The following is a 24,417-nucleotide window of genomic DNA, read 5'->3' as shown; positions in this document are numbered from 1 at the left end:
GCATTCATCCTGGCAATCGGTGCCGGCCAGCGGCCGGCACTACCGGCGGTTCAGCCCAGCCGCCACAGCAGCAACCGGTTGTTGGCCGGCATCGCGACATCCCCCAGCCGGGTGAATCCGTTGTCGGCCGCCAGCGCCTGCACCGCCTCGCTGTCGCGGATGCCGCTGCGCGGATCCCGCGCCTTCAGCCAGGCGTCGAACTGCGCGTTGCTGTCGCTGGTGTAGCGACCGCCGTAGTTGAACGGGCCATACACCGCCAGCAGCGCGCCGTGGCGCAGTACCGCAGGCAGTGCGGCGAACAGTGCCTGCACGTGCGCCCAGCTCATGATGTGCAGGGTGTTGGCGCTGAACGCGGCATCGAACGTACTCCCCGGCGGCAGGCTCAGGCCGGCCGCTGGCGGCAGTTCCACCTGCAGTGCGATCGGCGGCAGCAGGTTCAGCAGCGCGGCCTCGGCGCGCCAGGCCTCGATGCCGGGCAGATGGTCCGGATGGTCGGTGGGCTGCCAGCGCAGCCACGGCCAGCGCTCGGCGAAGAACGCCGCGTGCTGGCCGGTGCCACTGCCGATTTCCAGCAGCCGATGACGGTCGCCCATCCACGGGTCGAGCGCGGCGGCGATGGGTTCGCGGTTGCGCCCGCAGGCTGCTGAATACGGCTTGCTCGACATCAGGACGGTGTCCAGGCGGGGTCGGCCCCATTGTGCACGAGGGGGGTGTTCCGAGCAGGGCTGCGCCCTGCACCTGCTCAGAGCCAGAGCAACAGCAACAGCGGGCTTCCTGTGGGATGGCGGGGCGGATCCGGTTGCGGGGGACGCCGTGAATCCGTCCATGGAGGCTCGGTCGCGCCATCCATGGCGCTCACGCCCCCGCAACCGGACCCACCCCGCCTTCGACAGTTTTCTGCGATCTGTCGGGACGACCGTGGGTCAGATCCGTTTTCCGAAGGAAAACGGATCTGACCCCGGTTCCATTTCGATATCTGACAGATGTGTGGACCAAGGTCGACACCTACCAACAGCCGAGGAAATCTGTCAGAGGCGGGGCGGTGTGGGTGGGCCGGACCGTTGGCGCCATGGATGGCGCCATCGAGCCCCCAGGGGTGAGGGCGCTTTGCTTGCGAAGCACTGCTTCGCAAGCGCCCGAACGCACAGCCGCCAGCGGCTGGGCCGGTCTGGGGGTTTACGGCGTGTCCTGCCCACCCACACCGCCCCGCCATCCCTCAGCAAGTCCGCTGTTGCTGTTGCTGTTGCTCCGGCTCTGGGCAGGTGCAGGGCGCAGCCCTGCCGAAACCCTCCCCAACCATGACTGCAGTCACTTGCCCGGTGGCGCCGCGCTGGCGAAAGTCGAGGAGTTGACGTGATCGGTCCGGCCCGTTGCCAACCGCACGCAAGCGAGAGAGAGAAACGCTGTGCAACGACGTGAGTTCCTGGCTTTTTCCGGTCTGGGCCTGGCGGGCCTGCTGCTGCCGCATTCCCGTGCCATCGCCGCCGAGCAACTGCTCGCCCCGGTCGACCCCCTCCGGCGCCGACGCCTGGCGGACGTTGCGCTGGCGACCGCACACACGGCCAAGGCCAGCTACTGCGACGTGCGCATCGGCCGCTACCTCAACCAGTCGGTCATCACCCGCGAGCACCAGGTCGGCAATGTGACCAACCGCGAATCGTCCGGCGTGGGCGTGCGGGTGATCGTCAACGGGGCCTGGGGCTTCGCCGCCACCCACCAGCAGACCGAGGCCGCGGTTCGCGCGGCGGTGGAGCAGGCCGCCGCGATCGCCCGCGCCAACGCCAGCATCCAGACCCGGCCGGTGCAGCTGGCGCCGACGCCGCCGGTCGGGGAGGTGCGCTGGCAGACCCCGATCCGCAGGAACGCGATGGCGGTGCCGATCCAGGACAAGGTCGAGCTGCTGCTGGCACTCAATGCGGCCGCGCTGGATGCGGGCGCCGACTACATCAATTCCACCCTGTTCCTGGTCAACGAACAGAAATACTTCGCCTCCAGCGACGGCTCGTTCATCGACCAGGACATCCACCGCATCTGGTTGCCGTTCACCGCCACCGCCATCGACAAGGCCAGCGGCAAGTTCCGCACCCGCGCCGGGCTGTCCTCGCCGATGGGCATGGGCTATGAGTTCCTCGATGGCGATGCGCGCGGCAAGGTGCAGCTGCCCGGTGGCATCACCGCCTACCGCGATTCCTACGACCCGGTCGAGGACGCCATTGCAGCCGCGCGCCACGCGCGCGAGAAACTGAAGGCGCCGTCGGTGAAGCCCGGCAAGTACGACCTGGTGCTGGACCCGTCCAACCTGTTCCTGACCATCCACGAGAACGTCGGCCACCCACTGGAGCTGGACCGCGTGCTCGGCTACGAAGCCAACTACGCCGGCACCAGCTTCGCCACGCTGGACAAGCGCGACGCCGGCTTCCGCTGGGGCAGCGACATCGTCACCTTCTTCGCCGACAAGACCCAGCCGGGCAGCCTCGGTGCGGTCGGCTACGACGACGAGGGCGTAAAGACCCAGCGCTGGGACCTGGTGCGCGACGGCATCCTGGTCGATTACCAGGCCACCCGCGATGAAGCCCACATCCTCGGCCGCGATGCCTCGCACGGCTGCAGCTATGCCGATTCCTGGTCCAGCGTGCAGTTCCAGCGCATGGCCAATGTCTCGCTGGCGCCGGGCAAACAGCCGCTCAGCGTCGAGGACATGATCAAGGACGTGGAGAACGGCATCTACATCCATGGCCGCGGGTCGTATTCGATCGACCAGCAGCGCTACAACGCGCAGTTCGGCGGCCAGCTGTACTACCAGATCAAGGACGGGAAGATCGCCGGCATGGTCGAGGACGCGGCCTACCAGATCCGCACGCCGGAATTCTGGAATGCCTGCACCGCCATCTGCGACGAGCGGGATTTCCGCCTGGGCGGTTCGTTCTTCGATGGCAAGGGCCAGCCCGGCCAGGTCTCGGCGGTCTCGCACGGTTCGTCCACCACCCGCTTCAACGGCATCAACATCATCAACACCGCGCGCAGTCTCGGCGCTTGAGCCACCCATCCTTCGACATGGAGAGCAGCCTTGCAAAGACGTGACTTCCTGGCCCTGACCGGGCTTACCGCGGGCGGGCTGATCGTGCCCTCCTTCTTCGGCAAGGTGATCGCCGCCGAGCAGCTTCAATCCAGCCTCGACCCGGCGCTGAAGAAGCGCTTGGCCGACGCTGCGCTGCAGGCGGCGCGCAGCGCCGGTGCCACCTACTGCGACGTGCGCATCGGCCGCTACCTGCGGCAGTTCGTGATCACCCGCGAGGACAAGGTGCAGAACGTGGTGAACACCGAGTCCACCGGCGTGGGCATCCGCGTGATCGTCAACGGTGCCTGGGGTTTTGCCGCCACCAACGCGCTGGGTACCGCCGATGTGGCCCGGGCCGCGCAGCAGGCCGCGGCGATCGCCAAGGCCAATGCCGGCGTGCAGACCGCGCCGGTGCAGCTGGCCAAGGCGCCGGGCGTGGGTGAAGTCAGCTGGCGCACGCCGATCCGCAAGAATGCGATGGAGGTGCCGATCAAGGACAAAGTCGGGCTGCTGCTGGACGTCAACGCCGCCGCAATGGGCGCGGGCGCCAGCTTCGTCAATTCGATGCTGTTCCTGGTCAACGAGCAGAAGTACTTCGCTTCCACCGATGGTTCCTACATCGACCAGGACGTGCACCGCATCTGGGCGCCGATGACGGTCACCGCCATCGACAAGGCCAGCGGCAAGTTCCGCACCCGTTCGGGCCTGTCCTCGCCGATGGGCCTGGGCTACGAATACCTGGACGGCGCCGCCGCCGGCAAGGTGGTCAGCCCCAATGGCGTGGTCAACTACAGTTCTTCCTACGACATGAAGGAAGATGCCATCGCCGCCGCCCGGCAGGCGCAGGAAAAGCTGAAGGCACCGTCGGTGAAGCCGGGCAAGTACGACCTGGTGCTCGACCCGTCGCACACCTGGCTGACCATCCACGAATCGATCGGCCACCCGCTGGAACTGGACCGCGTGCTCGGCTACGAAGCCAACTACGCCGGTACCAGCTTCGCCACGCTGGACAAGCGCGAACAGCATTTCCAGTACGGCAGCGAGCTGGTCAACATCTTCGCCGACAAGACCCAGCCGGGCAGCCTCGGCGCGGTGGCGTACGACGATGAAGGCGTGAAGTGCAAGCGCTGGGACCTGATCAGCAACGGCAAGCTGGTGGACTACCAGACCATCCGCGACCAGGCCCACATCCTCGGCAAGACCGAGTCCGACGGCTGCTGCTATGCCGACTCGTGGTCCAGCGTGCAGTTCCAGCGCATGGCCAACGTGTCGATGGCACCGGGCAAGAAGCCGCTGAGCGTGCCGGACCTGATCAAGGACGTGGAGAACGGCATCTACATCATCGGTGATGGCTCGTTCTCGATCGACCAGCAGCGCTACAACGCGCAGTTCGGTGGCCAGCTGTTCTACGAGATCAAGAACGGCCAGATCACCCGCATGCTGGAAGACGTGGCCTACCAGATCCGCACGCCGGAGTTCTGGAACGCCTGCACCGCCGTGGCCGACGAGCGCGACTACCGCCTGGGCGGTTCGTTCTTCGACGGCAAGGGCCAGCCGGGCCAGGTCTCGGCGGTCTCGCACGGTTCGTCCACCGCGCGCTTCAACGGCATCAACGTCATCAACACCGCACGCAGCCTCGGCTGACCGGTCAGGAGCCCTTACACCATGAGTATCTTCACCGAAGCCCAGGCCAAGGCCATCCTCGACAAGGTCATCGCCCTGTCCAAGGCCGACGAATGCACCGCCGTGCTGGCCGGCGCGATCGACGGCAACATCCGTTTCGCATTGAACAACGTTTCCACCAGCGGCATCGTCGACAACACCGAACTGGCGGTCACCGTTGCGTTCGGCAAGCGCGTCGGCACGGCCTCGATCAACGAGTTCGACGATGCCGCGCTGGAACGCGTGGTGCGCCGTGCCGAAGACCTGGCCCGCCTGGCCCCGGAGAACCCGGAGTTCATGCCGGCCATTGGCAAGCAGAGCTACCGCGCCAGCCCCACCTTCAGCGAATCCACTGCCGCGATCGATCCGGCCTTCCGTGCCAAGGTTGCCGCAGATTCAATCGCGCCGTGCCGTGGCCATGGCCTGATCGCCGCCGGCTTCCTCGAAGACGGCCAGGGCTTCCAGGCCACCGCCAACAGCAACGGCAACTTCGCCTACCAGCGCACCACGAACTTCAATTACACCTGCACCGTGCGCACCGAGGATGGCCGTGGTTCGGGCTGGGTGGGCCGCAACCTGAAGGACGCCGCCGACTTCAAGGCCGACCAGGACATCCGCATCGCCATGCGCAAGGCCACCGAATCGGCCGAAGCCAAGGCGCTGGAACCGGGCAAGTACACGGTGATCCTGGAGCCGGCCGCAGCGGCGGGCCTGATCAGCTTCATGATGAACTTCTTCAGTGCACGCTCGGCCGATGAAGGCCGCAGCTTCCTGTCGAAGAAGGGCGGTGGCAACAAGCTGGGCGAGCAGGTCTACGACCCGCGCGTGACCATGATCGCCGACCCGTGGCATCCGGAGGCGCCGGTGCTGCCGTGGGACAACGAGGGCCTGCCGCGCGAGCGCATGGCGATCATCGAGAACGGCAGGATCGCCAACCTGGACTACTCGCGCTTCTGGGCGCAGAAGCAGGGCAAGACCGCCAAGGCCTCGCCGGGCAACCTGCTGATGAGCGGCGGCGACAAGAGCACCGCCGAACTGGTGCGTGGCACCCAGAAGGGCATCCTGGTCACCCGTACCTGGTACATCCGCATGGTCGATCCGCAGACCGTGCTGCTGACCGGCCTGACCCGCGACGGCACCTTCTACATCGAGAACGGCCAGATCAAGTACCCGGTGAAGAACTTCCGCTTCAACGAGTCGCCGGTGATCATGCTCAACAACATCGAGGAGCTGGGCAAGCCGGTGCGCGTGGCCGGTGATGAATCCAGCTTCGTGATGATGATCCCGCCGATGAAGCTGCGCGATTTCACCTTCACCTCGCTGTCCGACGCGGTCTGATGGATCGCCGGGCCTGCCTGCGCTGGTTGGCCGCTGCCGCTTCGGCGGCGGCGTTGCCGGCCTGGGCGCAGGCAGGCCCGCGCAGTTCGCGCTACGACTTCTGGTTCACCCGCCTGCAGTACGACTCCGGTGACTGGGACGTCGACGCGCGCATGCCGTCCAACCTGATCACCTCGCTGATCGACTACACCTCGCTGCGCGTGGACCCGCAGGAACACGTGGTGGCGCTGGCCGACCCGCGCATGCTGGAGGCGCCGTTCTGCTACCTGGCCGGGCACACGCTGGTGGAGTTCAACGCCGCCGAACGGCAGAACTTCGTACGCTACGTGCGCAATGGCGGCTTCGTCTTCGTCGACGACTGCAACCATGACATCGATGGCCTGTTCGCCACGTCGTTCGAAGCACAGATGGGTCGCCTGTTCGGACCGAAGGCACTGCAGAAGCTGCCCAACAGCCACGCGCTGTACCGCAGCTTCTTCCGCTTCCCGGAGGGCCCGCCTGCCACCAGCTTTGAGCTCAACGGCTGGGGCGACGACCTGGTGCACGACTACCTGAAGGGCATCGAGGTCGACGGACGCCTGGGCCTGCTCTACAGCAACAAGGACTACGGCTGCGAGTGGGACTACGACTGGCGCAACAAGCGCTTCCTGGCCGAAGACAACACCCGCTTCGGCGTGAACATCGTGATGTACGCGTTGAACCATTGACAGGACCTGCACGCCCATGACCTCCCCCGACCTCGATTCCCTGTTGCCGCGCCTGGATGCACTGCGCGCCGCGCTCGCACGCGCGGTGGTGGGCCAGCACACCGTGGTCGAGCAGCTGCTGATCGGCCTGCTGGCCGGTGGCCACTGCCTGCTGGAAGGAGCGCCCGGGCTCGGCAAGACCCTGCTGGTGCGCTCACTGGGCCAGGCACTGGAGCTGCAGTTCCGGCGCGTGCAGTTCACCCCGGACCTGATGCCCAGCGACATCCTCGGCACCGAGCTGCTGGAAGAAGACCACGGCACCGGCCATCGCCATTTCCGCTTCCAGCAGGGCCCGATCTTCACCCACCTGCTGCTGGCCGACGAGCTCAACCGCACCCCGCCCAAGACCCAGGCCGCTCTGCTGGAAGCGATGCAGGAACGCACGGTCAGCTACGCCGGTACCACCTACGCGCTGCCCGCGCCGTTCTTCGTGCTGGCCACGCAGAACCCGATCGAGCAGGCCGGCACCTACCCGCTGCCGGAAGCGCAGCTGGACCGCTTCCTGCTGCACGTGCTGGTCGATTACCCCAGCGAGGACGAGGAGCGGCGGATCCTGGAACAGACCACCGGTGGCACCACCGACGCGGTGCCGAAGGTGATGGATGCCGAGGCGGTGATCGCCCTGCAGGCGGCCGTGCGGCAGGTGCATGTCAGCCCCGACGTGCTGGCCTGGATCACCCGGCTGGTGCGCGCCAGCCGGCCCGGCGAAGGCGCACCGGCGGCGATCAACCAGTGGGTCAAGTGGGGCGCCGGTCCGCGCGCGGGACAGTCGCTGGTGCTCGCGGCCAAAGCGCGCGCGCTGCTGCAGGGCCGCTTCGCCGCCACCCGCGAGGATGTGCAGGCGCTGGCCGCACCGGTGATGCGCCATCGCCTGCTGCTGTCCTTTGCCGCCGAGGCCGAGCAGAAGCGTGCCGACGACGTGGTCGCCGCGCTGCTGCAGGCCGTGCCGTTCCCGGGTTGAGCCACGCGTGAACGCAGCTGCCGCCCTGACGTTGCCGCCGGAACTGCGTGCGCGCCTGCGCACGCTGCGGCTGCGGCCACGCCTGGCCAGCGGCGCCAGTGGCATCGGCCAGCACGCCAGCCGCAGCCGTGGTGCCGGGCTCGAATTCGCCCAGTACCGGGCCTACGAGCCCGGTGACGAACTGCGCCAGATCGACTGGAAGCTGTATGCCCGCTCGGACCGCTTCTTCGTGCGCGAGTCCGAACGCGAAAGCCCGATCACGGTCTGGCTGCTGCTTGATGCCACCGCCTCGGCCGGCCAGGCCGACCGCGCGGCACCGCAGCGCACCCGCCTGGACCATATGCGCGGCGTGGCCGCCTGCGTGGTTGAACTGGCCCTGCAGCAGGGCGACCGTTTCGGCCTGCTGGCAATCAATGGCGATGGGTTGCAACTGGTACCCGCCGCAAACGGCGCACGCCAGCGTGATCGCGTGCACCTGCAACTGCATGCCCTGCAGGCGCGCGGCGGCTGGCCTGCGGCCGATCGCCTGCGTCCGCTGTGGGAGCGCGTGCGCCCGGGCGACCTGCTGCTGTCGATTGGTGATGGCTTCGACGAGGCCGGCATCGTGCTGCTGGAACAGCTGGCCAGCGCCCGCCGCGAAGTGGCACTGCTGCAGATCCTCACCGCCGACGAGCGCGACTTCCCGTTCGATGCCGGCCATCGCTTCCGCGACCCGGAAACCGGCGAGGAACTGCTGGGTGACGGCGCGGCGATCCGCGCCGACTACCTGCAGCGCTTCGCTGAGGCGCGCAGCGCCTTGCAGGCGCGCCTGCAGGCCAGCGGCATCGCCCGTGCCAGCGGCTGGCTCGACCAGCCGCTGGACCAGCCACTGCAGGCACTGTTCGGCCGCGGGGGCGGCGCATGACCCTGCTGTTCCCGTTGGGCCTGGCCGCGCTCGCTGCAGGGTTGCTGCCGCTGCTGATCCACCTGGCCCGCCGCCATCCCTACACGCCACTGGATTTCGCCGCGCTGCGCTGGCTGCGCGCGCAGATCCGGCCGCGCCAGCGCATCCGCTTCGATGACTGGCCGTTGCTGCTGGTGCGCCTGCTGTTGCTGGCCGCGCTGGCAGTACTGCTGGCACGACCGGCGTTGACCGGGCCTGCGCCAGCCCCCACAGCGTGGACGGTCGTGGCCCCGGGGTTGGATGCTGCGGCGCTGCGCGGCACCGCCGACGAGGGCAACTGGCATTGGCTGGCCCCCGGCTTCCCCACCATCGATCAGGCGCCCGGTGCATCCCGTGCGTCGCTGCCCAGCCTGCTGCGTGAGCTGGACGCGCAGCTGCCTGCGGGCACCCCGTTGACCGTGCATGTTCCCGACCCCCTGCCCGGCCTGGATGGCACCCGCCTGCAACTGTCACGCGACGTGCAATGGCACCCGCAGCCGATGCCGGTCACTCCTTCCCGGACGGCCGCGGCCATTCCGCGGCTGCGCGCCCACGACGGAGCGTCCGCCACCGCCCAGCACTGGTTGAATGCACTGCAGCGCGCGTGGGGCGCGAGGGCGCTGCCCGCATCGCTGCCGGCGCATACTCTGCCCGAGCGCGGCGAGATCGGCGTCTGGAGCCGCGGCGACGCACTGCCGGCGGATTGGCAGGCATGGCTGCGCGCCGGTGGCCGGGTGATGACTGCCGGCAAGCCTGCTGCCGACGCCCGCATCGTCCTGCGCGATGCCGAGGGCGCCCCCCTGCTGTGGCAGCAACGCGTCGCCCACGGGGTCCTGCTGTCTCTGCCCGGCGACTGGGATGCCTCGGTCAACGCTGCCTTGCGCGATCCACAGGTGCCGCGTGCCCTGCTGCTGGCGCTGCAAGCGCCCCCTTCGCCGCGCCTCGGCGATGCACGTGACCAGGCACCGCAACGGGCCGCATTGCCTGCTGCAACACCACCGCTGCGCGAGCCGACGCCGTGGCTGCTGCTGGCCATCGTGCTGCTGTTCGCGCTGGAGCGCTGGATGGCCAGCAGCCGCCGGCGCAGGGTGGCCGCATGAACACCCTGCAACGCGCCTGGCAACGCGCGCGCCGCCGCCGGGCGCTCATCACCCTGCTGCTGGGCCTGCCATGGGCGCTGGCCGCCACGATGCTGGCCCTGCGCCTGGCCGGCTTCGATAGCGCCTGCGTGGCCGGCACGGTCAGCCTGCTCGCCTGCGCAGCGCTCGCCACGGCGCGTTCCCGCCAGTTGGACCGGCAGTGGTTGCAGCGCCAGCTCGACGGCAGCGGTAGCAGCGAGGACAGTGCCGACCTGCTGTTCGCCGATGGCGCTACGCTCAATCCACTGCAACAGCGCCAGCGCACGCATGTGCTGGCCACGCTGGAGCGCGCAATGCCGGACCTGCGTCCGCGCTGGCCGCGCAGGGCATTGGCCCTGAACTGGGTCGCGGGCCTGGCCATCGTTGCGCTGGCATTCGGCTGGCCACGTTCCAGCCCCGGCCCCGCACCGGCGCGCACATCGGCGCCTGGCAGCACGGCGGCCGCAGGCCCGCTGCACCTGCAGTCCGCCCGCCTGCGCATCGACGCACCGGCCTATACCGGCCAGGCCACGCTTACCCAGAGCACGCTGGATGCCAAGGTCGCCGCCGACAGCACGCTGTCGTGGTCGCTGCGCTTTGATCGCGCGCCGGACAAAGCATGGCTGCAGTTCCACGACGGCCGGCGGCTGCCGCTGAGCCAGCGGGATGGACAGTGGCAGGCGGAGGACGTGGCGCGCACGCCGGTGCTGTACCGCGTGGTGAGCGAACCCGCACTGGCCGAAGCCCGCCTGCATCGGCTGGATGTGGTCGCTGACCGCGCGCCCAGCGTACGCGTGCTGGAGCCCGCCGCGACCCTGGTTCCGGGCACGCCCGGGCAACGCCAGTGGTCGCTGCGCTTCGAGGCCAGCGATGACTACGCCGTGGCCACGCAGGCAACGCTGTCGATCACCGTCACGCAGGGCAGCGGCGAGAACATCACCTTCGTTCGCCGCAGTGTCGTCCTCATCGGCAGCGGCGAAGCAACCGCACGGCGTTTCGCGCATACCCTCGACCTGGCCGCGCTGGGCGCGCAACCCGGCAGCGATGTCATCGCCCAGCTGGAGGTACGCGACAACCACGCGCCGACGCCGCAGACCGGGCGCAGCAGCAGTGTGATCCTGCGCCTGCCCAGCGCCGACGTCGCGCTCGGTGCCGAGCTGGAAGGACGGATCAAGAAGACCCTGCCGGCCTACTTCCGCAGCCAGCGGCAGATCATCATCGATGCCGAAGCGCTGATCCGGCAGCGGCGCACCCTTGCCGCCGACGACTTCGTGAAGCGCAGCGATGCGATCGGCGTCGACCAGCGCATCCTGCGCCTGCGCTATGGCCAGTTCCTGGGCGAAGAAAGCGAAGGCGCACCGAAGCCGCCGCCGACCAGCGACCTGCCCACCAGCGATACGCCGACCGCGGACAGCCACGACGACGATCACGATCACGACCATGGCGCCGATGCCGGAGCGCACGACGCGCATGGCCACGATCACGGCGGCAAGCCGGCCAGTGCCGATACGCCACCGGTGTTCGGCAGCGATACCGACGTGCTTTCCGAATACGGACACACCCATGACCACGCCGAGGCGGCGACGCTGCTCGATCCGCAGACCCGCGCCACCCTGAAGGCCGCGCTGGACCAGATGTGGTCGGCCGAAGGCGAGCTGCGCCAGGGGCGCCCGCAGCAGGCGCTGCCGTTCGCCTACAAGGCCCTGGGTTTCATCAAGCAGGTGCAGCAGGCCGAACGCATCTATCTGGCCCGGGTCGGGCCGGAGCTGCCGCCGATCGATGAAGGCCGACGCCTGGGCGGTGACCGCGCCGGGCTGGCCAGCCGTGAGCTGCCGTTGGCCGCGCGCACCCCACCGGATCCGGCCATCGTCGAAGCCTGGCAGCGCCTCGGTGATGACAACGGCGCACCGGATCTCGATGCGCTCGCGGCCTGGCACCAGCGCAACGCTCCCTACCTGCCCGATGCACTCGATCTGGCCGCCGCCATCGAACAACTGCGCATCGAGCCCGGTTGCAGCGATTGCCGCCAGCGCCTGCGCGCGCAGCTGTGGCGGGCGCTGCAGCGTCCACTGCCGCAGGCGATGCGGCGCAGTGCCGCTGATGTGATGGGCCAGCGCTACCTCGATGCGCTGGAGGCGCAGCCATGAACACCGCCGGCCTGAATCTGTGGATCGCGCTGGCACTGGCCCTGATCGTGGTCATCGCCAGCGTGCGCCAGCTGCGTGGCAGCACCGCGTCCCCAGGCCGCCGATGGTGGCTGATCGCCCTGCAGATCATCGCCGCCGCGCTGCTGTACGTCTGCCTGGTGCCGCTCACCCGCCAGCAACCCGCCAGCGGTCTGGTCGTGCTCGGAATCGATGCCGGCAAGGCCGGCGCACTGCCGGCCAGCGAAGGCCCGCTGCTGCTGTTGCCGGAAGCGGCCGATGTGCCCGGCGCCCAGCGCGTCCCCGATCTGGCCACCGCGCTGCGCCTGCACCCGGCCTCCACGCTCACCCTGGTCGGTGCCGGCCTGGCCGCGCGCGATCGGGACACCGCGCTGCCACCGGACGTGCGCTGGCAGCCGGCGCCGCCACCACGCGGTTGGATCGCGCTGCGACCACCGGCCGACGTCGCGCCCGGTGCGCGCTTCGAGGTACGGGCGCAGGCGCGCGGCGTTGCCCGGGCGAAGGCGGAGCTGCTCGACCCGGCCGGCAGCGTCGTCGACCGCCGCGATGTTGCAGCAGATGGTCAGGTACAGCTGAGCGGCGTTGCCCGCGCCGAAGGCCGTAGCGTGTTCCAGCTGCGCCTGCTTGATGCCGACGGCCATGGGGTGGACAGCGTGCCGGTGCCGCAGCAGACCCTGCCGGCCGCGCCGCTGCGCCTGCGGGTGCGCGCCGGTGCGCCGGGACCAGAATTGAAGTACCTGCGGCGATGGGCGGCCGATGCCGGCATCCACGTGCAGGTGCAGGCCGATGTCGGCGCCGGGGTGAGCGTCGGCGACGGTGCATTGCCGCTCGATGCGGAATCACTGGCACGCATCGACCTGCTGGTGCTGGACGAGCGCAGCCTGGCCGCGTTGAGCACAGCCCAGCTGGCCACCGTGCGCCAGGCCCTGCGCGAGGGACTGGGTGTACTGGTGCGCAGTGGCGGCACGGCTTCGGCCAGCGCGCGCCTGCGCCTGCGCGAACTGGGGCTGCCGGTGCAGGGCGATGGCAGCAGCCACGCGCTCGAACTACCCGGCGACGGCGACAGCGCGGTGCTCGCGGCACGACGTGGCCCGCTCGCCGCAGGTACGCTGCCGACCGGCTACGGCGAAGAGGCGGACCGCAGTTCGCACAGCGCCGCCCTGCCCACGCTGGAAGCACTGGCGCTGCAGGCGCCGGGCAGCACCGCGCTGCTGCACGATCGCACCGGCAGGGCGGTCGGCGGCTGGCGCGCTGCCGGCAGGGGCCGCATCGGCCTGCTGCCACTGACCGACACCTGGCGCTGGGTGCTGGCCGGCCGCGACGACCGCCACGGCGAGCTGTGGAGCGGCGTGGTTGCCACGCTGGCGCGTGCGCAAGGCAGCGCCGATGCGCTGTGGTCGCCACAGCCGATCAGCTGGGCCGGCGAACGGCAGGCGCTGTGCGGCGTGCAGGCACCGCTGCAGGCCTTCAACGCACGCGGCGGCGGTGTGCCGCTGATCGTCGACCGCACCACGTCAGACCTGCGTTGCGCGGGCTGGTGGCCGCGTGAGGCGGGCTGGCAGCGCCTGCGGCACGGTGAGACTACGGTCTGGCGCTACGCATTCGACCCGAAGGACGCGCCCGCACTGCACCGGCAGGCGATGATCGAGGCCACCACGCAGGCGTTGGCCTCACGTAGGTCGGCGAATACGACGCTCATGTCGCCGGTGCCGGGCTCACGCTGGCCCGGGTGGCTGGGATTCGTGCTGTGCGCATCGCTGCTGTGGTGGCTGGAGCGGCGGCGCTGACCCGGGGTCGGATCCCTTTCGCTGGCGAAAGGGCTCTGATCCCACCGACTGGATCGCACACAGCATCCACGCATGGCGTGGATCTACCAGCCCCCTCCGTCATGCGTCCTTCAGTGCTTGGCCGCGCGCCGGTACACGCCGTTGAAGCGCACGTTCATGCCGCCGCATTCGCTGTTATCGGCCACGATCAGCACCTCACCCAGCGAGTGCACCCGCACCTTGCAGGTGTCTTCAACGAATTCCACATCGGCACCCCGCGGCGTCGCGCGCGCTTCCACCTGGCCCATGTTCGGCCCATACGGACGCTGCTCCGGCGTGGGGTTGGCGGAGGGCCAGTAGGCGTCGCCTTCCACATGCAGCTGCCCGCCCTGCACGGTGATGCGCAGGCCGTTGTCGCCGTCTTTCCAGTGCCCCGCCCAGTCCTTCAGCGCCGGCACAACCACCGGCAGCGGCTGCAGCTTGCTGCGGTCCACCCAGCCCGCACTGCCGCCCACCTTGTTCGGGAAGAACGCGCAGCGGTAACGGCCCAGGTCGCGACCGGTCACCACCGTATCGCCGTTGATCACATAGCCGCGCTGGCGGCAGGCGGGTTCGCCCTTCGCCGGGCAGCCATCCATGTCGCCGAGCAGGTACAGGCGTGGCGTATCGACCACGCGTGCCAGCGCAAACTGGCCCTGTTCGGACGGAAATGCGCCATTGCGGCAGGCGCCCCCACCGGCGATGCCGTCAGCGAAGGCGGACGCCGGCAGCAATGCAGCCAGCAGGCAGAACGAACGCAGGAACATGGCAGCGCTACCGATTGAGGAACCCGCAGGATAACCGGCCTACTTCACCGGCGGCGCCTCGCCCCCATCCTGCTGCTGGGAAAAGCGCAGCGCACGCTGCTGCTGTTCGGCACTGAGCTCCGGCGGAGGCCGTGCAACGGCCGCCTGGATCTGGTCCGGCCCGCCGGTAAGCTTGTTGATCCCCTTGGCCGCCGCCAGCACGCCCTTGACCACGCCCATCATGATGTAGCCGCCGCCCATGCTGACCTGCTCCGGCGACGGCGGTTCGCTCCAGTCGCGGCTGAAGCGGTTGTCGCCGAACTTTACCGGGTTCTTGAAGCGGTACAGGTCCAGCGGCTCGTCTTCGGGCTTGAGCGCACGCACTTCGCCGAGGGTGGTGACGTTGTCCTGCGATGGAGCGGCGGGGAGGGACGCGGTGCCTGCAGCCGGCGCATCCACCGGGGGAGTGGGCGCTGGATCAGGCCCCGCTGTCGGCGCGGCCTGCTGCGCCTGCGCGAGACCCGCCAGCAGCAGGCCGGCCAGGAGTGCTCCCTGCGTTCCACGTCGTGCCACAGCCATCCACCCTGTTGGTCGCGTCCAGCACCCAAGGATACGGATGCCGGCTTCAGAATTCGTTGCTGCATCGGCAGCTGTTCAGCCAGGGGAGATGCAGCGATGCCATCCGGCAAAGGCACTGAACGGTTCACGGCCGCGCAGGCGGTGTCTCACATCCTGAGACGTGGATGTGGTGCCATGTGACCCCTCGTAAAACGTCCCGGCTCCACTTTCCATGGTCTACGAACTCGCCAAGCGCACCGCCGATGCCGAGCAGAAGCTCGCCACCCGCGATGGCCTGCCGGCCCGCGATGGCGCACTGCTCAGCGCGCGCCTGCAGCGTCGCTACCAGGACCGCATCACCGGCAGCTTCGCCATTCCCGGCCGCGAAGGCCGCTATGCGCCGCTTCCCGCCTCGGTACCGCCGGCGCTGGCCGCGGCGCTGCAGGCACGCGGCATCGAGCAGCTCTACAGCCACCAGGCCGAGGCCTGGGAGGCCAGCCAGCGCGGCGAGCACGTGGCCATCGTCACCCCCACCGCCAGCGGCAAGTCGTTGTGCTACACCTTGCCGGTGGTCAGCGCGGCCATGCAGGACAAGGCCAAGGCGCTGTACCTGTTCCCGACCAAGGCGCTGGCCCAGGACCAGGTGGCCGAGCTGCTCGAACTCAACCGTGCCGGCGACCTGGGCGTGAAGGCCTTCACCTTCGATGGCGATACCCCGGGTGATGCACGGCAGGCGATCCGCCTGCATGGCGACATCGTGGTGTCCAATCCGGACATGCTGCACCAGGCGATCCTGCCGCATCACACCAAGTGGGCGCAGTTCTTCGAGAACCTGCGCTACATCGTCATCGACGAGGTGCATACCTACCGCGGCGTGTTCGGCAGCCACGTCACCAACGTGCTACGCCGGCTCAAGCGCATCTGCGCGTTCTACGGCGTGCAACCGCAGTTCATCCTGTGCTCGGCCACCATCGGCAACCCGCAGGCGCATGCCGAGGCGTTGATCGAGGCGCCGGTCACCGCCATCACCGAATCCGGCGCACCCAGCGGGCCGAAGCAGGTGCTGCTGTGGAACCCGCCAGTGATCAATCCGGACCTGGGCCTGCGCGCTTCGGCGCGCTCGCAGAGCAACCGCATCGCGCGCATCGCGATCAAGTCCGGGTTGAAGACGCTGGTGTTCGCGCAGACACGGCTGATGGTCGAAGTGCTGACCAAGTACCTGAAGGACATCTTCGACCACGACCCGCGCAAGCCGCCGCGCATCCGTGCCTACCGCGGCGGCTACCTGCCCACCGAACGCCGCGAGACCGAGCGGGCGATGCGCGCCGGCAACATCGACGGCATCGTCAGCACCTCGGCGCTGGAGCTGGGGGTGGATATCGGCAGCCTGGACGTGGTCATCCTCAACGGCTACCCCGGCAGCGTGGCCGCCACCTGGCAGCGCTTCGGCCGTGCCGGCCGTCGCCAGCAGCCGGCGCTGGGGGTGATGGTGGCCAGCTCGCAGCCACTGGACCAGTACGTGGTGCGGCATCCGGATTTCTTCGCCGAAGCCTCGCCCGAACATGCGCGCATCGCGCCGGACCAGCCGCTGATCCTGTTCGACCACATCCGCTGCGCCGCGTTCGAGCTGCCGTTCCGGGTCGGCGATGGCTTCGGCCCGATCGACCCGGAAGTGTTCCTGGAAGCGCTGGCCGAAACCGAGGTCCTCCACCGCGAAGGCGAACGCTGGGAATGGATCGCCGACAGCTACCCGGCCAACGCGGTCAGCCTGCGCGCGGTCGCCGACGGCAACTTCGTGGTGGTCGACCGCAGCGATGGCCGCCAGCAGATCATCGCCGAGGTCGATTATTCCGCCGCCGCGCTCACCCTGTACGAGGGCGCCATCCACATGGTGCAGTCCACGCCCTACCAGGTGGAAACGCTGGACTGGGAGGGCCGCAAGGCCTACGTCACCCGCACCCACGTGGACTACTACACCGACAGCATCGACTTCACCCGGCTCAAGGTGCTGGACCGCTTCGACGGCGGCGTGGCCGGCCGTGGCGATTCGCACCATGGCGAAGTGCACGTGGTGCGCCGCGTGGCCGGCTACAAGAAGATCCGCTACTACACCCACGAGAACATCGGTTATGGCCCGGTGAATCTGCCCGACCAGGAACTGCACACCACCGCGGTCTGGTGGCAGTTGCCGCAGGCCCTGCTGCTGCGCGCGTTCGCCAGCAAGCAGGATGCGCTCGATGGCTTCCTCGGTGCGGCGTATGCGCTGCACATCGTCGCCACCGTGGCGGTGATGGCCGATGCGCGCGACCTGCAGAAGTCGGTCGGCAACGGCGATGGTTCCTGGTTCGCCATCGCCGACCAGAGCGGCCGTGGCCAGCTGCGCGGCAGCGAAGGCGATCCTGGCGGGGTGGAGCTGCTGCAGGAGTTCGTACCCACGGTCTATCTGTACGACAACTTCCCCGGCGGCGTCGGCCTCAGCGAACCGCTCTGGCAGCGCCAGGCCGAGCTGGTGCAGCGCGCGCGCGAACTGGTCCAGCGCTGCGACTGCAAGGCCGGCTGCCCGGCCTGTGTCGGCCCGGTGCTGGCCGCACAGGAGGACGATGAAACCTCGCCGCGGGCGCTGGCGCTGCGCGTGCTGGACCTGTTCGATGCCGAAGCCTGCCAGTACGTGCGCGACGTGGTGGTGACCACGCGCGAGCCGATGGAGTTGCTGGCACCGTGAGCCTGAGCCTGGACAAGCTGCGCCTGCTGCGGAAGCAGGCCGGCGACCCGAAAGCCGCCGTACCGGCGGCACCGGACGCTCCCGCTGCACCTGCGGCACCGCGGGCCGCCAACGATGCGCGACAGCCGCCGGTCGAGCGCTCGGTGTTCGCCTGGGTCGAACAGGAGATCCGCCACAAGCCGACCGGCGCTGCGGCCTGTGCCCCGGCGCCGGCAACGCTGCGGCGGCCGGAGGTGGGAAGCCTGCATCGCCTGCTCGGCCTGCGCGCGCGCGGTTCCGCCACGCCGGCACGCGCCAGCGCACAGGATCGCCAGCTACCGGGGGACGAGATCGCACCGGGCCTGTTCCTGATCGAATCGCTGCAACCGCAGCCGATCCCGGCCGCCCCGTTGTCACTGGCCTTCGCCAGGCGCGAGGACCAGCACGTGGCCGCGCGCGATCTGCTGTTCTTCGATACAGAGACCACCGGGCTGGCCGGTGGCACCGGCACCCGCGCCTTCATGATCGGCGCGGCCGACTGGCACGTGTGCCCGCAGCGCGGCGAGGGCCTGCGCATCCGCCAGCTGCTGATGGCCACGATGGCCGCCGAGGACGCCATGCTGGCCACCTTCGCCGGCTGGCTGCAGCCGTCCACCGTGTTCTGCAGCTACAACGGCCGCAGCTACGATGCGCCGCTGCTGAAGGCGCGCTATCGGCTGGCCCGCCAGCCCGACCCGATCAGTGCACTGGACCACGTCGACCTGCTCTACCCCACGCGCCGCCGTTACCGCGGCCGCTGGGAGAACTGCAAGCTGTCCACCATCGAACGCCAGCTGCTGCGCGTCGTGCGCGAGGACGATCTGCCGGGCTCGGAGGCGCCTGGCGCCTGGTTGCGCTTCCTGCGCGGCGGCGACGCGGTGAACCTGCGGCGGGTGGCCGACCACAACCATCAGGACGTGGTGACCCTGGCCCTGCTGTTGCAGCGGCTGGTACGCGAGGAACAGCGCGAACGCGAGACGCTGGCGCTGGTCGGGCAGTAGGCGTTGACATGCCCTGACGGTGGCAGCGGTGACACTGCCGGCACCATCCACGCCTGGAGCCCGACGATGCGTCCCAGTCCCCTTGTCCTGCTCGCCATCCTGCCCTTGGCCGCCTGCAGTCACGCCGGCGGCAGCACCGCCCACGATCCTGCACCGGCGCCCGTGGCCGATGCCGGGCACGAATGCAGACCCGAGGCGCTGGACGCCTTCACCGGCAAGACCGCCGACGAGGCCACGATCAGGAAACTGGTGGCTGACAGCGGCGCGCGCGGCGCACGGGTGGTCAAGCCGGGCATGGCGGTGACCATGGACTTCCGCCAGGACCGCGTCACCGTGCAGGTGGACGCGCAGAACCGCATCGAACGCGCCAGCTGCGGTTGATCGACCCGGTGGGTGCCGGCCAGCGGCCGGCGCCCCACATTGCCGGCCAGCGGCCGGCACTACCAGTCAGAGACGCTCGGCCTTGCCGCTGGCCAGTGCGCGCGCGATCACCTGCTGTGCCTGCTGCGACGCCTGCGCATGCACGCGGGCCTGGCGCTCGCCAAGCGCGGCCTGCTGGCTGCCCAGCGCCGCCTGACGGCTGGCCAGTTCAGACTGCTGGCTGGCCAGCCGCTGGATGTCGCGGGTGTGGCTGGCACGCGCGCTTTCGTTGTCCACGTGCTGCATGGCACGACGTGCCTGTGCTGCGGCCTCACGTGCAATGGCCGAATCGCGGGTCGCGCCCCGCGCCGCCTTCGCCGCCTCGGCCGCCGCTTCGCGGTTGATGTCATGCGCGGCCATCGCGCTGCGCGCGGCCTCGGCGGCCGCCAAGGCGATGCGTCGCGCCTCCTCGCCCTGCAGGCGACCCATCTCGCCCATCTGCCTGCCGAGTTCACCCTGCCGGCGGCCCAGCGCACTCTGCTGACGGCCGAGTTCGCGCTGCTGGCGGCCCAGATCCACCGCGCCACTGTAGGCACGCTGCAGGCTCTGGATCATCATCGGATCACGCACCACGTAGCGCTTGTCGCCCTGGCGGAACCACAACGCCGGGCCCTTGCCGAGCTGCTGGCGGGCCACCGTCACGTCATCCATGCCGCCGTTGGCGAAGGTCGAATCACCATCGACCAGCACGAAGGCCTGCGGCGGCGACCTGCCCAGGTCCAGGCGGCCATAGGTGGTGATGGATGAGGCCGTCGAAGTCGTTCCCTGGGGGTCTTCGGCCATGCCGGCGGCGGCGTCGAAATCGGCCACGTCGGCATCGTCGGGCCCGGTCGTATCAGCGGGTTCGGCCGGTGCTGCAGGCGCCTCCGGTGCAGCCGGTGCTGCAGGCGCCGCCGGCACACCCGCGGCCGATGGCGGTGCGGCCGGGGCCTTGGGAGCCTTCGGCGATGGCGGCACAGCCACCTTCGGTGCCGTCGGCGGCGCGGGCGGAGTTGGCGGCACCGGGGCCGCGACCAGGCGCATCGGTGCCACGCCCACCAGGACCACGACGGCCGTCAGCGCCATCGCCAGAACGCGCGGGCAGGCCCGGCGCGGCTGCAGCGACAGCAGGCGGCGCTTGAGGCTGGTGGCGTCCGGCGCGGCACTGGCCACGCCCAGGTGTGGCTGCGGCGCAACGCCCAGCTGCAGCAGCAGGCGGCCATAGGCTTGGCGGCTGGCACCCTGCTGGCCCACCACGGCCGCATCCACGGCTTCCTCGCGGGCCTGCGCGTATTCGCGCACCGACAGGCGCAGCAACGGGTGGAAGAAGAACAGGTGCTGGGCCAGCGCGGGCAGCAGGCCCCATTGCAGGTCACGGCGCTGCAGGTGCTGCAGTTCGTGGGTCAGTGCCAGGTCCAGCGCGTCGCCCTGCAGGGCGTTGTCGCCCGCCGGCAGCAGCAGCACCGGGCGGAACGGACCGACCAGCTGCGGTGCGTCCACCTGCCTGCTCATCCACAGCCGCGGCGCAGGGCGCACGCCGTGTGCATCGGACGCCAGCTGCAACGCGGCTACCAGCGCCTCGGCCGTGCAGGGATACGCCGCCGCCAGCAACGCGCGGCAGCGACGCCATTCACCGAAGGTGCGCAGGGCCATCAGCAGCACGCCCGACATCCACAGGCCGGCCAGTGCCACCGCCCACCACGCCATGGCCGGCATGTCCGCCGCAGCCGTGGGCATCGCCGCCAGCAGCTGTGCCGAGGCTTCCGGGGCCAGCGGATAGACCACATCGGCGGCCGCATCGGTTGCGGTCATCGCCACCGCCTGCGGTGCGGGCAGCCAGGCCAGCTGCAGCGGCTGGCTCCAGAACAGGCCAAGCACGGCCTGCAGCGATACCAGCCACCACAGGCGGCAGCGGGTCGCCGCCGACAGGGACGGCAGCGCGCGGCACACGCCATACACCAGGGCCACCAGCAACACAGTCTGCAGGCTGGTCCAGCCCAGCCGTTCCAACAACGGGATCAGCATCGTGGTGTCCATGGCTCAGCCCTCGTGGCGACGCGATTGGAGTTGGGCCACCAGCGCTTCCAGCTCGGCCAGTTCGTTGTCGCTGACCTGCTGGCGCTGCGACAGGTAGGCCACGAACGGCGACACCGAGCCCTGCAGGGTGCTGTCGACGAACTGGGCCACGGCGCCCTGCAGCACGCTTTCCGGGCCACGGGTGGCCTGGTAGCGGTAGACGCCGTCCTGCTGGTGGCGCTGAAGATACCCCTTCGCCCGCAGCCGCTCCATCATCGTCAGCACGGTCGAACGGGCCAGGCCGCGGGCCTCGCCGTAGCCACTGGCGACCTCGCCGACCGTGGCCGGCGCATGTTCATCGATGTACTGCAGCAGGGCCAGTTCCTGGTCCCCGATCGTCTTGCCACGCATGACACCACTCCCTTGACTACACGTGTCGTCACTTTCTCTGTGACGACAGTTGTAGTCAACCCCCCGGAAGTCATGGGCCGACGAACGGTAGGCACCACCGCGCACTTAAACCTTTGACGCGCCGTCTGCATCCGATCCGCAACGTCCCAGTGGAATGCCGCATGTTCCGTCCCACGCTCCGAGTGCTGCTCATGCTCATCAGTGCACTGCCCTTCGCTGCCATCTCTGCCAGCCACGACCCGGCCAACGACCAGACCCGCCGCCTGATCCGCCAGGTCATGCTGGAACAGCGCATCCCCGGCTTGCAGGTCGCCGTGGTCAAGCAGGGACAGATCGTGCTGTCAGAGGCCTATGGCCTGGCCAACGTCGAGAATGGCGTGCCCGCCACGCGCGACACCCGCTTCCCGCTCAATTCGGCCACCAAGGCGTTCACCGGCGTGGCCGCCGCACAGTTGGCACAGCGGGGGCAGCTGGATCTGGACGCGCCGGCGTCGCGCTACCTGGATGATCTTCCACCTGCGTGGAAAGACGTACGCGTGCGCCAGTTGCTGGCGCATACCTCAGGCCTTCCGGACATCCTCGATGCGAACGGACTGCTTGGCGGTGGCTCCGAGGCACAGGCATGGGCGGCAGTCACCGCGCGCCCTGTCGAAGCCGCCCCGGGGCAGCGTTTTGCCTACAACCAGACCAACTACGTGCTGCTGGCCAGGATCATCGCGCAGCTATCCGGCATGCCCTACGAACGCTTCCTGGCCACCGGCCAGTTCAGCAGTGCACGCATGGCGCGCACCACCTTCGGCGACAGCTATGACCTGATTCCGGATGTGGCGACGATGTACAGCCTGGCCCCGCGTGCCACCGACGCTGCGGATGCGCCGTCGCGCCTGTCGCACTGGTTCTATGACATACCGCCTTCGCTGTGGGCCGGTGGCGGCATCCTCACCACTGCCGACGACACCGCGCGCTGGCTGGTCGCGCTGACCGAAGGCGGCCTGTTGGACGACGCCGCGCGTGCACGCATGTGGTCGGCCGAGCGTCTGGCCGATGGCCGTGCCGGCCCCTGGGCCGCCGGCTGGCCCGTGCTGCAGGACACACCGGACCCGCAGGTCGCCGGCATCGGCGGTGCCCGCTCGGCCTTCGTGGTCTATCCCGAGCGCGGCGTGGCGGTGGTGGTGCTGACCAATCTTGTCGGTGCCAATCCGCAGCAGTTCATTCCACGCATCGCCGATCTTTATGCGCCTGCGGTGACCGTGCCCTGAGGTGGCCGGCCAGCGGCGGGCACTACCGGCAGTGCCTGTTCACCCACGCGGCCCGCCCATCACCGGCAGGATCACCCCGCTGATGTAGCTGGCACAGGCTGGCGACGCCAGGAACACATAGGCCGGTGACAGCTCCTCGGGCTGTGCGGGCCGGCCCATGTCACTGTCCTTGCCGAATTCCGCTACGTCTTCAGCCTGCTTGTCAGCCGGATTCAACGGCGTCCACACCGGACCGGGTGCCACGCAGTTGACCCGGATGCCACGTGGCAGCAGCTGGCTGGCCAGGGCCTTGGTGAACGCATGGATCGCGCCCTTGGTGGCCGAGTAATCGATCAGCGCCTTGCTGCCGAAGAGTCCGGTTTCCGAACCGGTGTTGATGATGCTGGCGCCCTCGCCCATGTGCGGCAGTACCGCACGCGCCATCTGGATGTAGCCGCCGATGTTGGTCTGCAGCGTCTCCTGCAGGTGCGCGTCTTCCAGATCCTCCAGCCGCTCGCAGTGCAGCTGGAACGCAGCGTTGTTGACCAGGATGTCGATGCCACCGAAGGCCTTGGCCACCTGCTTCACCGCCTTGTTGCAGAAGCGCGGGTCGCGCACGTCACCGGCGATCACCACACAGCGGCCGCCTTCGCGCTCCACGTGCTGGCGGGTGATGTCGGCATCTTCGGCCTCGTCCAGGTGCAGGACCGCCACATCGGCGCCTTCGCGTGCGAACAGCACGGCCACCGCGCGGCCGATGCCGGAATCACCGCCCGTGACGATCGCGCGCATGCCCTGCAGCTTGCCGCTGCCGGTGTAGTCCGGCGCGAGGAAGCGCGGCGCCAGCGCCAGTTCGTGTTCGTGCCCCGGCTTTGCCAGCTGCTGGGCCGGCATGGCCTCCGGCTGGCGGCGTGCGCCGGCCTGGGTGGCGGTCTTTTTCGTGGCCTTCTTGGCCGCGCGGGCGTCCTTGGCCTTTTCCTGGTCCTGCAGGCGCCGCTGCCGGGCGGCAACGCGGGCAGCGCGGGGATCACCGGCGGCGGCCTTGCGCGTTGCGGTCTTCACCACCCGCGTACGCGCAGTGCCTGCAGCCGTTTCCGCAGCCGGCGCCTTCGCACCCTTGCGTACCTTGGGGGATGCCTTGCGGCGGGCGGGCACCTTCTTGCTCGTGGCCATGGGGTCTCCTTCAGTCAGATGGGAATGGGGGCTGCTCAGGCGCGGTCGGCCACGCCCTGCACGCCGGCGTGGCTGGCACAGTGCGCACAGCAGAAGATCCGGCCGTCGCCTTCGACGCCGTGGCCGATCACCGCGCAGTCGCAGTGCGGGGCGAAGGCATGGATCGCGCACTCGAACGAGTCAAACGTGCCGCTGCGCCCGCCCTGCTGCAGGGTGAAGCTCTTGTCGTAGTCGTTACCGCAGACATCACAGGTGGCCATCTCGCGCCTCCGTGGTGTGGAAAGAAACGTCAGTGTGGCCATCGCCGATGTCGCCGACGGTGAATGCCCTGTGTCGCGCGCGTGCAGGCCATTCATGCCG

General features: G+C 69.4%; 20 protein-coding genes. 13 read left to right on the top strand and 7 right to left on the bottom strand.

What is annotated here, in order from left to right; translation table 11 throughout:
- Positions 1-50: 50 nt before the first annotated feature.
- On the bottom strand, positions 51-665 hold the full coding sequence (locus LRM18_RS05005; protein ID WP_270951907.1) for a DUF938 domain-containing protein: 615 nt from the start codon (positions 663-665) through the stop codon (positions 51-53).
- 740 nt (positions 666-1,405) lie between these two features.
- Between LRM18_RS05005 and LRM18_RS05000 the strand changes: the two genes are divergently transcribed.
- The 9 genes from LRM18_RS05000 to LRM18_RS04960 are packed head-to-tail and all read left to right on the top strand — an operon-like array spanning position 1,406 to position 13,757.
- Complete coding sequence (locus tag LRM18_RS05000) at positions 1,406-3,037, top strand: TldD/PmbA family protein (RefSeq protein ID WP_270951905.1); 1,632 nt, start codon at positions 1,406-1,408, stop codon at positions 3,035-3,037.
- 30 nt (positions 3,038-3,067) lie between these two features.
- Positions 3,068-4,702: a TldD/PmbA family protein gene (locus LRM18_RS04995; protein WP_057493705.1), complete on the top strand. Its 1,635-nt coding sequence runs from the start codon at positions 3,068-3,070 to the stop codon at positions 4,700-4,702.
- Between the two features lie 21 nt (positions 4,703-4,723).
- The gene (locus LRM18_RS04990) at positions 4,724-6,058 is read left to right on the top strand and encodes a TldD/PmbA family protein (RefSeq protein ID WP_049470455.1); all 1,335 of its coding nucleotides are present in this window, start codon (positions 4,724-4,726) and stop codon (positions 6,056-6,058) included.
- Positions 6,058-6,765, top strand: coding sequence for a DUF4159 domain-containing protein (locus LRM18_RS04985; protein WP_049470457.1), 708 nt, complete (start codon positions 6,058-6,060; stop codon positions 6,763-6,765). The genes LRM18_RS04990 and LRM18_RS04985 overlap by 1 nt, the downstream gene beginning before the upstream one ends.
- 16 nt (positions 6,766-6,781) lie before the next feature.
- Positions 6,782-7,765: a MoxR family ATPase gene (locus LRM18_RS04980; protein ID WP_057493706.1), complete on the top strand. Its 984-nt coding sequence runs from the start codon at positions 6,782-6,784 to the stop codon at positions 7,763-7,765.
- A gap of 7 nt (positions 7,766-7,772) precedes the next feature.
- On the top strand, positions 7,773-8,669 hold the full coding sequence (locus LRM18_RS04975; protein ID WP_270951898.1) for a DUF58 domain-containing protein: 897 nt from the start codon (positions 7,773-7,775) through the stop codon (positions 8,667-8,669).
- Complete coding sequence (locus LRM18_RS04970) at positions 8,666-9,787, top strand: BatA domain-containing protein (RefSeq protein ID WP_270951897.1); 1,122 nt, start codon at positions 8,666-8,668, stop codon at positions 9,785-9,787. The genes LRM18_RS04975 and LRM18_RS04970 overlap by 4 nt, the downstream gene beginning before the upstream one ends.
- Complete coding sequence (locus LRM18_RS04965) at positions 9,784-11,952, top strand: hypothetical protein (RefSeq protein ID WP_270951894.1); 2,169 nt, start codon at positions 9,784-9,786, stop codon at positions 11,950-11,952. The genes LRM18_RS04970 and LRM18_RS04965 overlap by 4 nt, the downstream gene beginning before the upstream one ends.
- Positions 11,949-13,757, top strand: coding sequence for a hypothetical protein (locus tag LRM18_RS04960; RefSeq protein ID WP_270951892.1), 1,809 nt, complete (start codon positions 11,949-11,951; stop codon positions 13,755-13,757). The genes LRM18_RS04965 and LRM18_RS04960 overlap by 4 nt, the downstream gene beginning before the upstream one ends.
- Before the next feature lie 110 nt (positions 13,758-13,867).
- Here the strand turns inward: LRM18_RS04960 and LRM18_RS04955 are convergent, their stop codons facing one another.
- Positions 13,868-14,542 carry a hypothetical protein gene (locus LRM18_RS04955; protein ID WP_074725827.1) on the bottom strand — a complete coding sequence of 225 codons (675 nt, stop codon included), beginning with the start codon at positions 14,540-14,542 and terminating at the stop codon, positions 13,868-13,870.
- 39 nt (positions 14,543-14,581) lie between these two features.
- A complete protein-coding gene (locus LRM18_RS04950; RefSeq protein WP_270951889.1) occupies positions 14,582-15,100 on the bottom strand; it encodes a hypothetical protein in 519 nt (172 codons plus the stop codon).
- Positions 15,101-15,311: 211 nt separating this feature from the next.
- Here LRM18_RS04950 and LRM18_RS04945 point away from each other — a divergent pair, with 211 nt between their 5' ends.
- The 3 genes from LRM18_RS04945 to LRM18_RS04935 all read left to right on the top strand — a co-directional run bounded on the left by LRM18_RS04945 (position 15,312) and on the right by LRM18_RS04935 (position 19,201).
- Positions 15,312-17,801: a DEAD/DEAH box helicase gene (locus LRM18_RS04945; protein ID WP_053461795.1), complete on the top strand. Its 2,490-nt coding sequence runs from the start codon at positions 15,312-15,314 to the stop codon at positions 17,799-17,801.
- The gene (locus tag LRM18_RS04940; protein ID WP_270951886.1) at positions 17,798-18,820 is read left to right on the top strand and encodes a ribonuclease H-like domain-containing protein; all 1,023 of its coding nucleotides are present in this window, start codon (positions 17,798-17,800) and stop codon (positions 18,818-18,820) included. The genes LRM18_RS04945 and LRM18_RS04940 overlap by 4 nt, the downstream gene beginning before the upstream one ends.
- A gap of 66 nt (positions 18,821-18,886) precedes the next feature.
- Entirely contained in the window at positions 18,887-19,201 is a 315-nt protein-coding gene (locus tag LRM18_RS04935) for an I78 family peptidase inhibitor (RefSeq protein WP_049470483.1), read from the top strand.
- 66 nt (positions 19,202-19,267) lie between these two features.
- Here the strand turns inward: LRM18_RS04935 and LRM18_RS04930 are convergent, their stop codons facing one another.
- Entirely contained in the window at positions 19,268-21,256 is a 1,989-nt protein-coding gene (locus LRM18_RS04930; protein WP_270951884.1) for a M56 family metallopeptidase, read from the bottom strand.
- Positions 21,257-21,259: 3 nt separating this feature from the next.
- Complete coding sequence (locus tag LRM18_RS04925) at positions 21,260-21,646, bottom strand: BlaI/MecI/CopY family transcriptional regulator (protein ID WP_270951882.1); 387 nt, start codon at positions 21,644-21,646, stop codon at positions 21,260-21,262.
- Positions 21,647-21,837: 191 nt separating this feature from the next.
- On the opposite strand from LRM18_RS04925, the gene LRM18_RS04920 reads away from it, so the two are divergent.
- Positions 21,838-22,905: a serine hydrolase domain-containing protein gene (locus LRM18_RS04920; protein ID WP_270952433.1), complete on the top strand. Its 1,068-nt coding sequence runs from the start codon at positions 21,838-21,840 to the stop codon at positions 22,903-22,905.
- 39 nt (positions 22,906-22,944) lie between these two features.
- Here the strand turns inward: LRM18_RS04920 and LRM18_RS04915 are convergent, their stop codons facing one another.
- Both LRM18_RS04915 and LRM18_RS04910 read right to left on the bottom strand, forming a co-directional pair.
- The gene (locus tag LRM18_RS04915) at positions 22,945-24,057 is read right to left on the bottom strand and encodes an SDR family oxidoreductase (protein WP_057493716.1); all 1,113 of its coding nucleotides are present in this window, start codon (positions 24,055-24,057) and stop codon (positions 22,945-22,947) included.
- Positions 24,058-24,092: 35 nt separating this feature from the next.
- Positions 24,093-24,317: a hypothetical protein gene (locus LRM18_RS04910; protein WP_270951878.1), complete on the bottom strand. Its 225-nt coding sequence runs from the start codon at positions 24,315-24,317 to the stop codon at positions 24,093-24,095.
- Between the last annotated feature and the right edge of the window lie 100 nt (positions 24,318-24,417).

It is taken from the genome of Stenotrophomonas sp. PI_27 (assembly GCF_027854495.1).
Lineage (GTDB): Bacteria > Pseudomonadota > Gammaproteobacteria > Xanthomonadales > Xanthomonadaceae > Stenotrophomonas > Stenotrophomonas pavanii.
This window is presented reverse-complemented; position numbering and strand designations above follow the sequence as displayed.

Excerpts from the sequence above, each read along its gene's own strand:
- LRM18_RS04985 (WP_049470457.1), top strand. The coding sequence starts at position 6,058 with ATGGATCGCCGGGCCTGCCTGCGCTGGTTGGCCGCTGCCGCTTCGGCG.
- LRM18_RS04915 (WP_057493716.1), bottom strand. The coding sequence starts at position 24,057 with ATGGCCACGAGCAAGAAGGTGCCCGCCCGCCGCAAGGCATCCCCCAAG.
- LRM18_RS04955 (WP_074725827.1), bottom strand. The coding sequence starts at position 14,542 with ATGTTCCTGCGTTCGTTCTGCCTGCTGGCTGCATTGCTGCCGGCGTCC.
- LRM18_RS04930 (WP_270951884.1), bottom strand. The coding sequence starts at position 21,256 with ATGGACACCACGATGCTGATCCCGTTGTTGGAACGGCTGGGCTGGACC.
- LRM18_RS04965 (WP_270951894.1), top strand. The coding sequence starts at position 9,784 with ATGAACACCCTGCAACGCGCCTGGCAACGCGCGCGCCGCCGCCGGGCG.
- LRM18_RS05005 (WP_270951907.1), bottom strand. The coding sequence starts at position 665 with ATGTCGAGCAAGCCGTATTCAGCAGCCTGCGGGCGCAACCGCGAACCC.
- LRM18_RS04920 (WP_270952433.1), top strand. The coding sequence starts at position 21,838 with ATGCTCATCAGTGCACTGCCCTTCGCTGCCATCTCTGCCAGCCACGAC.
- LRM18_RS04960 (WP_270951892.1), top strand. The coding sequence starts at position 11,949 with ATGAACACCGCCGGCCTGAATCTGTGGATCGCGCTGGCACTGGCCCTG.
- LRM18_RS04935 (WP_049470483.1), top strand. The coding sequence starts at position 18,887 with ATGCGTCCCAGTCCCCTTGTCCTGCTCGCCATCCTGCCCTTGGCCGCC.
- LRM18_RS04910 (WP_270951878.1), bottom strand. The coding sequence starts at position 24,317 with ATGGCCACCTGTGATGTCTGCGGTAACGACTACGACAAGAGCTTCACC.
- LRM18_RS04970 (WP_270951897.1), top strand. The coding sequence starts at position 8,666 with ATGACCCTGCTGTTCCCGTTGGGCCTGGCCGCGCTCGCTGCAGGGTTG.
- LRM18_RS04925 (WP_270951882.1), bottom strand. The coding sequence starts at position 21,646 with ATGCGTGGCAAGACGATCGGGGACCAGGAACTGGCCCTGCTGCAGTAC.
- LRM18_RS04945 (WP_053461795.1), top strand. The coding sequence starts at position 15,312 with ATGGTCTACGAACTCGCCAAGCGCACCGCCGATGCCGAGCAGAAGCTC.
- LRM18_RS04990 (WP_049470455.1), top strand. The coding sequence starts at position 4,724 with ATGAGTATCTTCACCGAAGCCCAGGCCAAGGCCATCCTCGACAAGGTC.
- LRM18_RS04980 (WP_057493706.1), top strand. The coding sequence starts at position 6,782 with ATGACCTCCCCCGACCTCGATTCCCTGTTGCCGCGCCTGGATGCACTG.
- LRM18_RS04950 (WP_270951889.1), bottom strand. The coding sequence starts at position 15,100 with ATGGCTGTGGCACGACGTGGAACGCAGGGAGCACTCCTGGCCGGCCTG.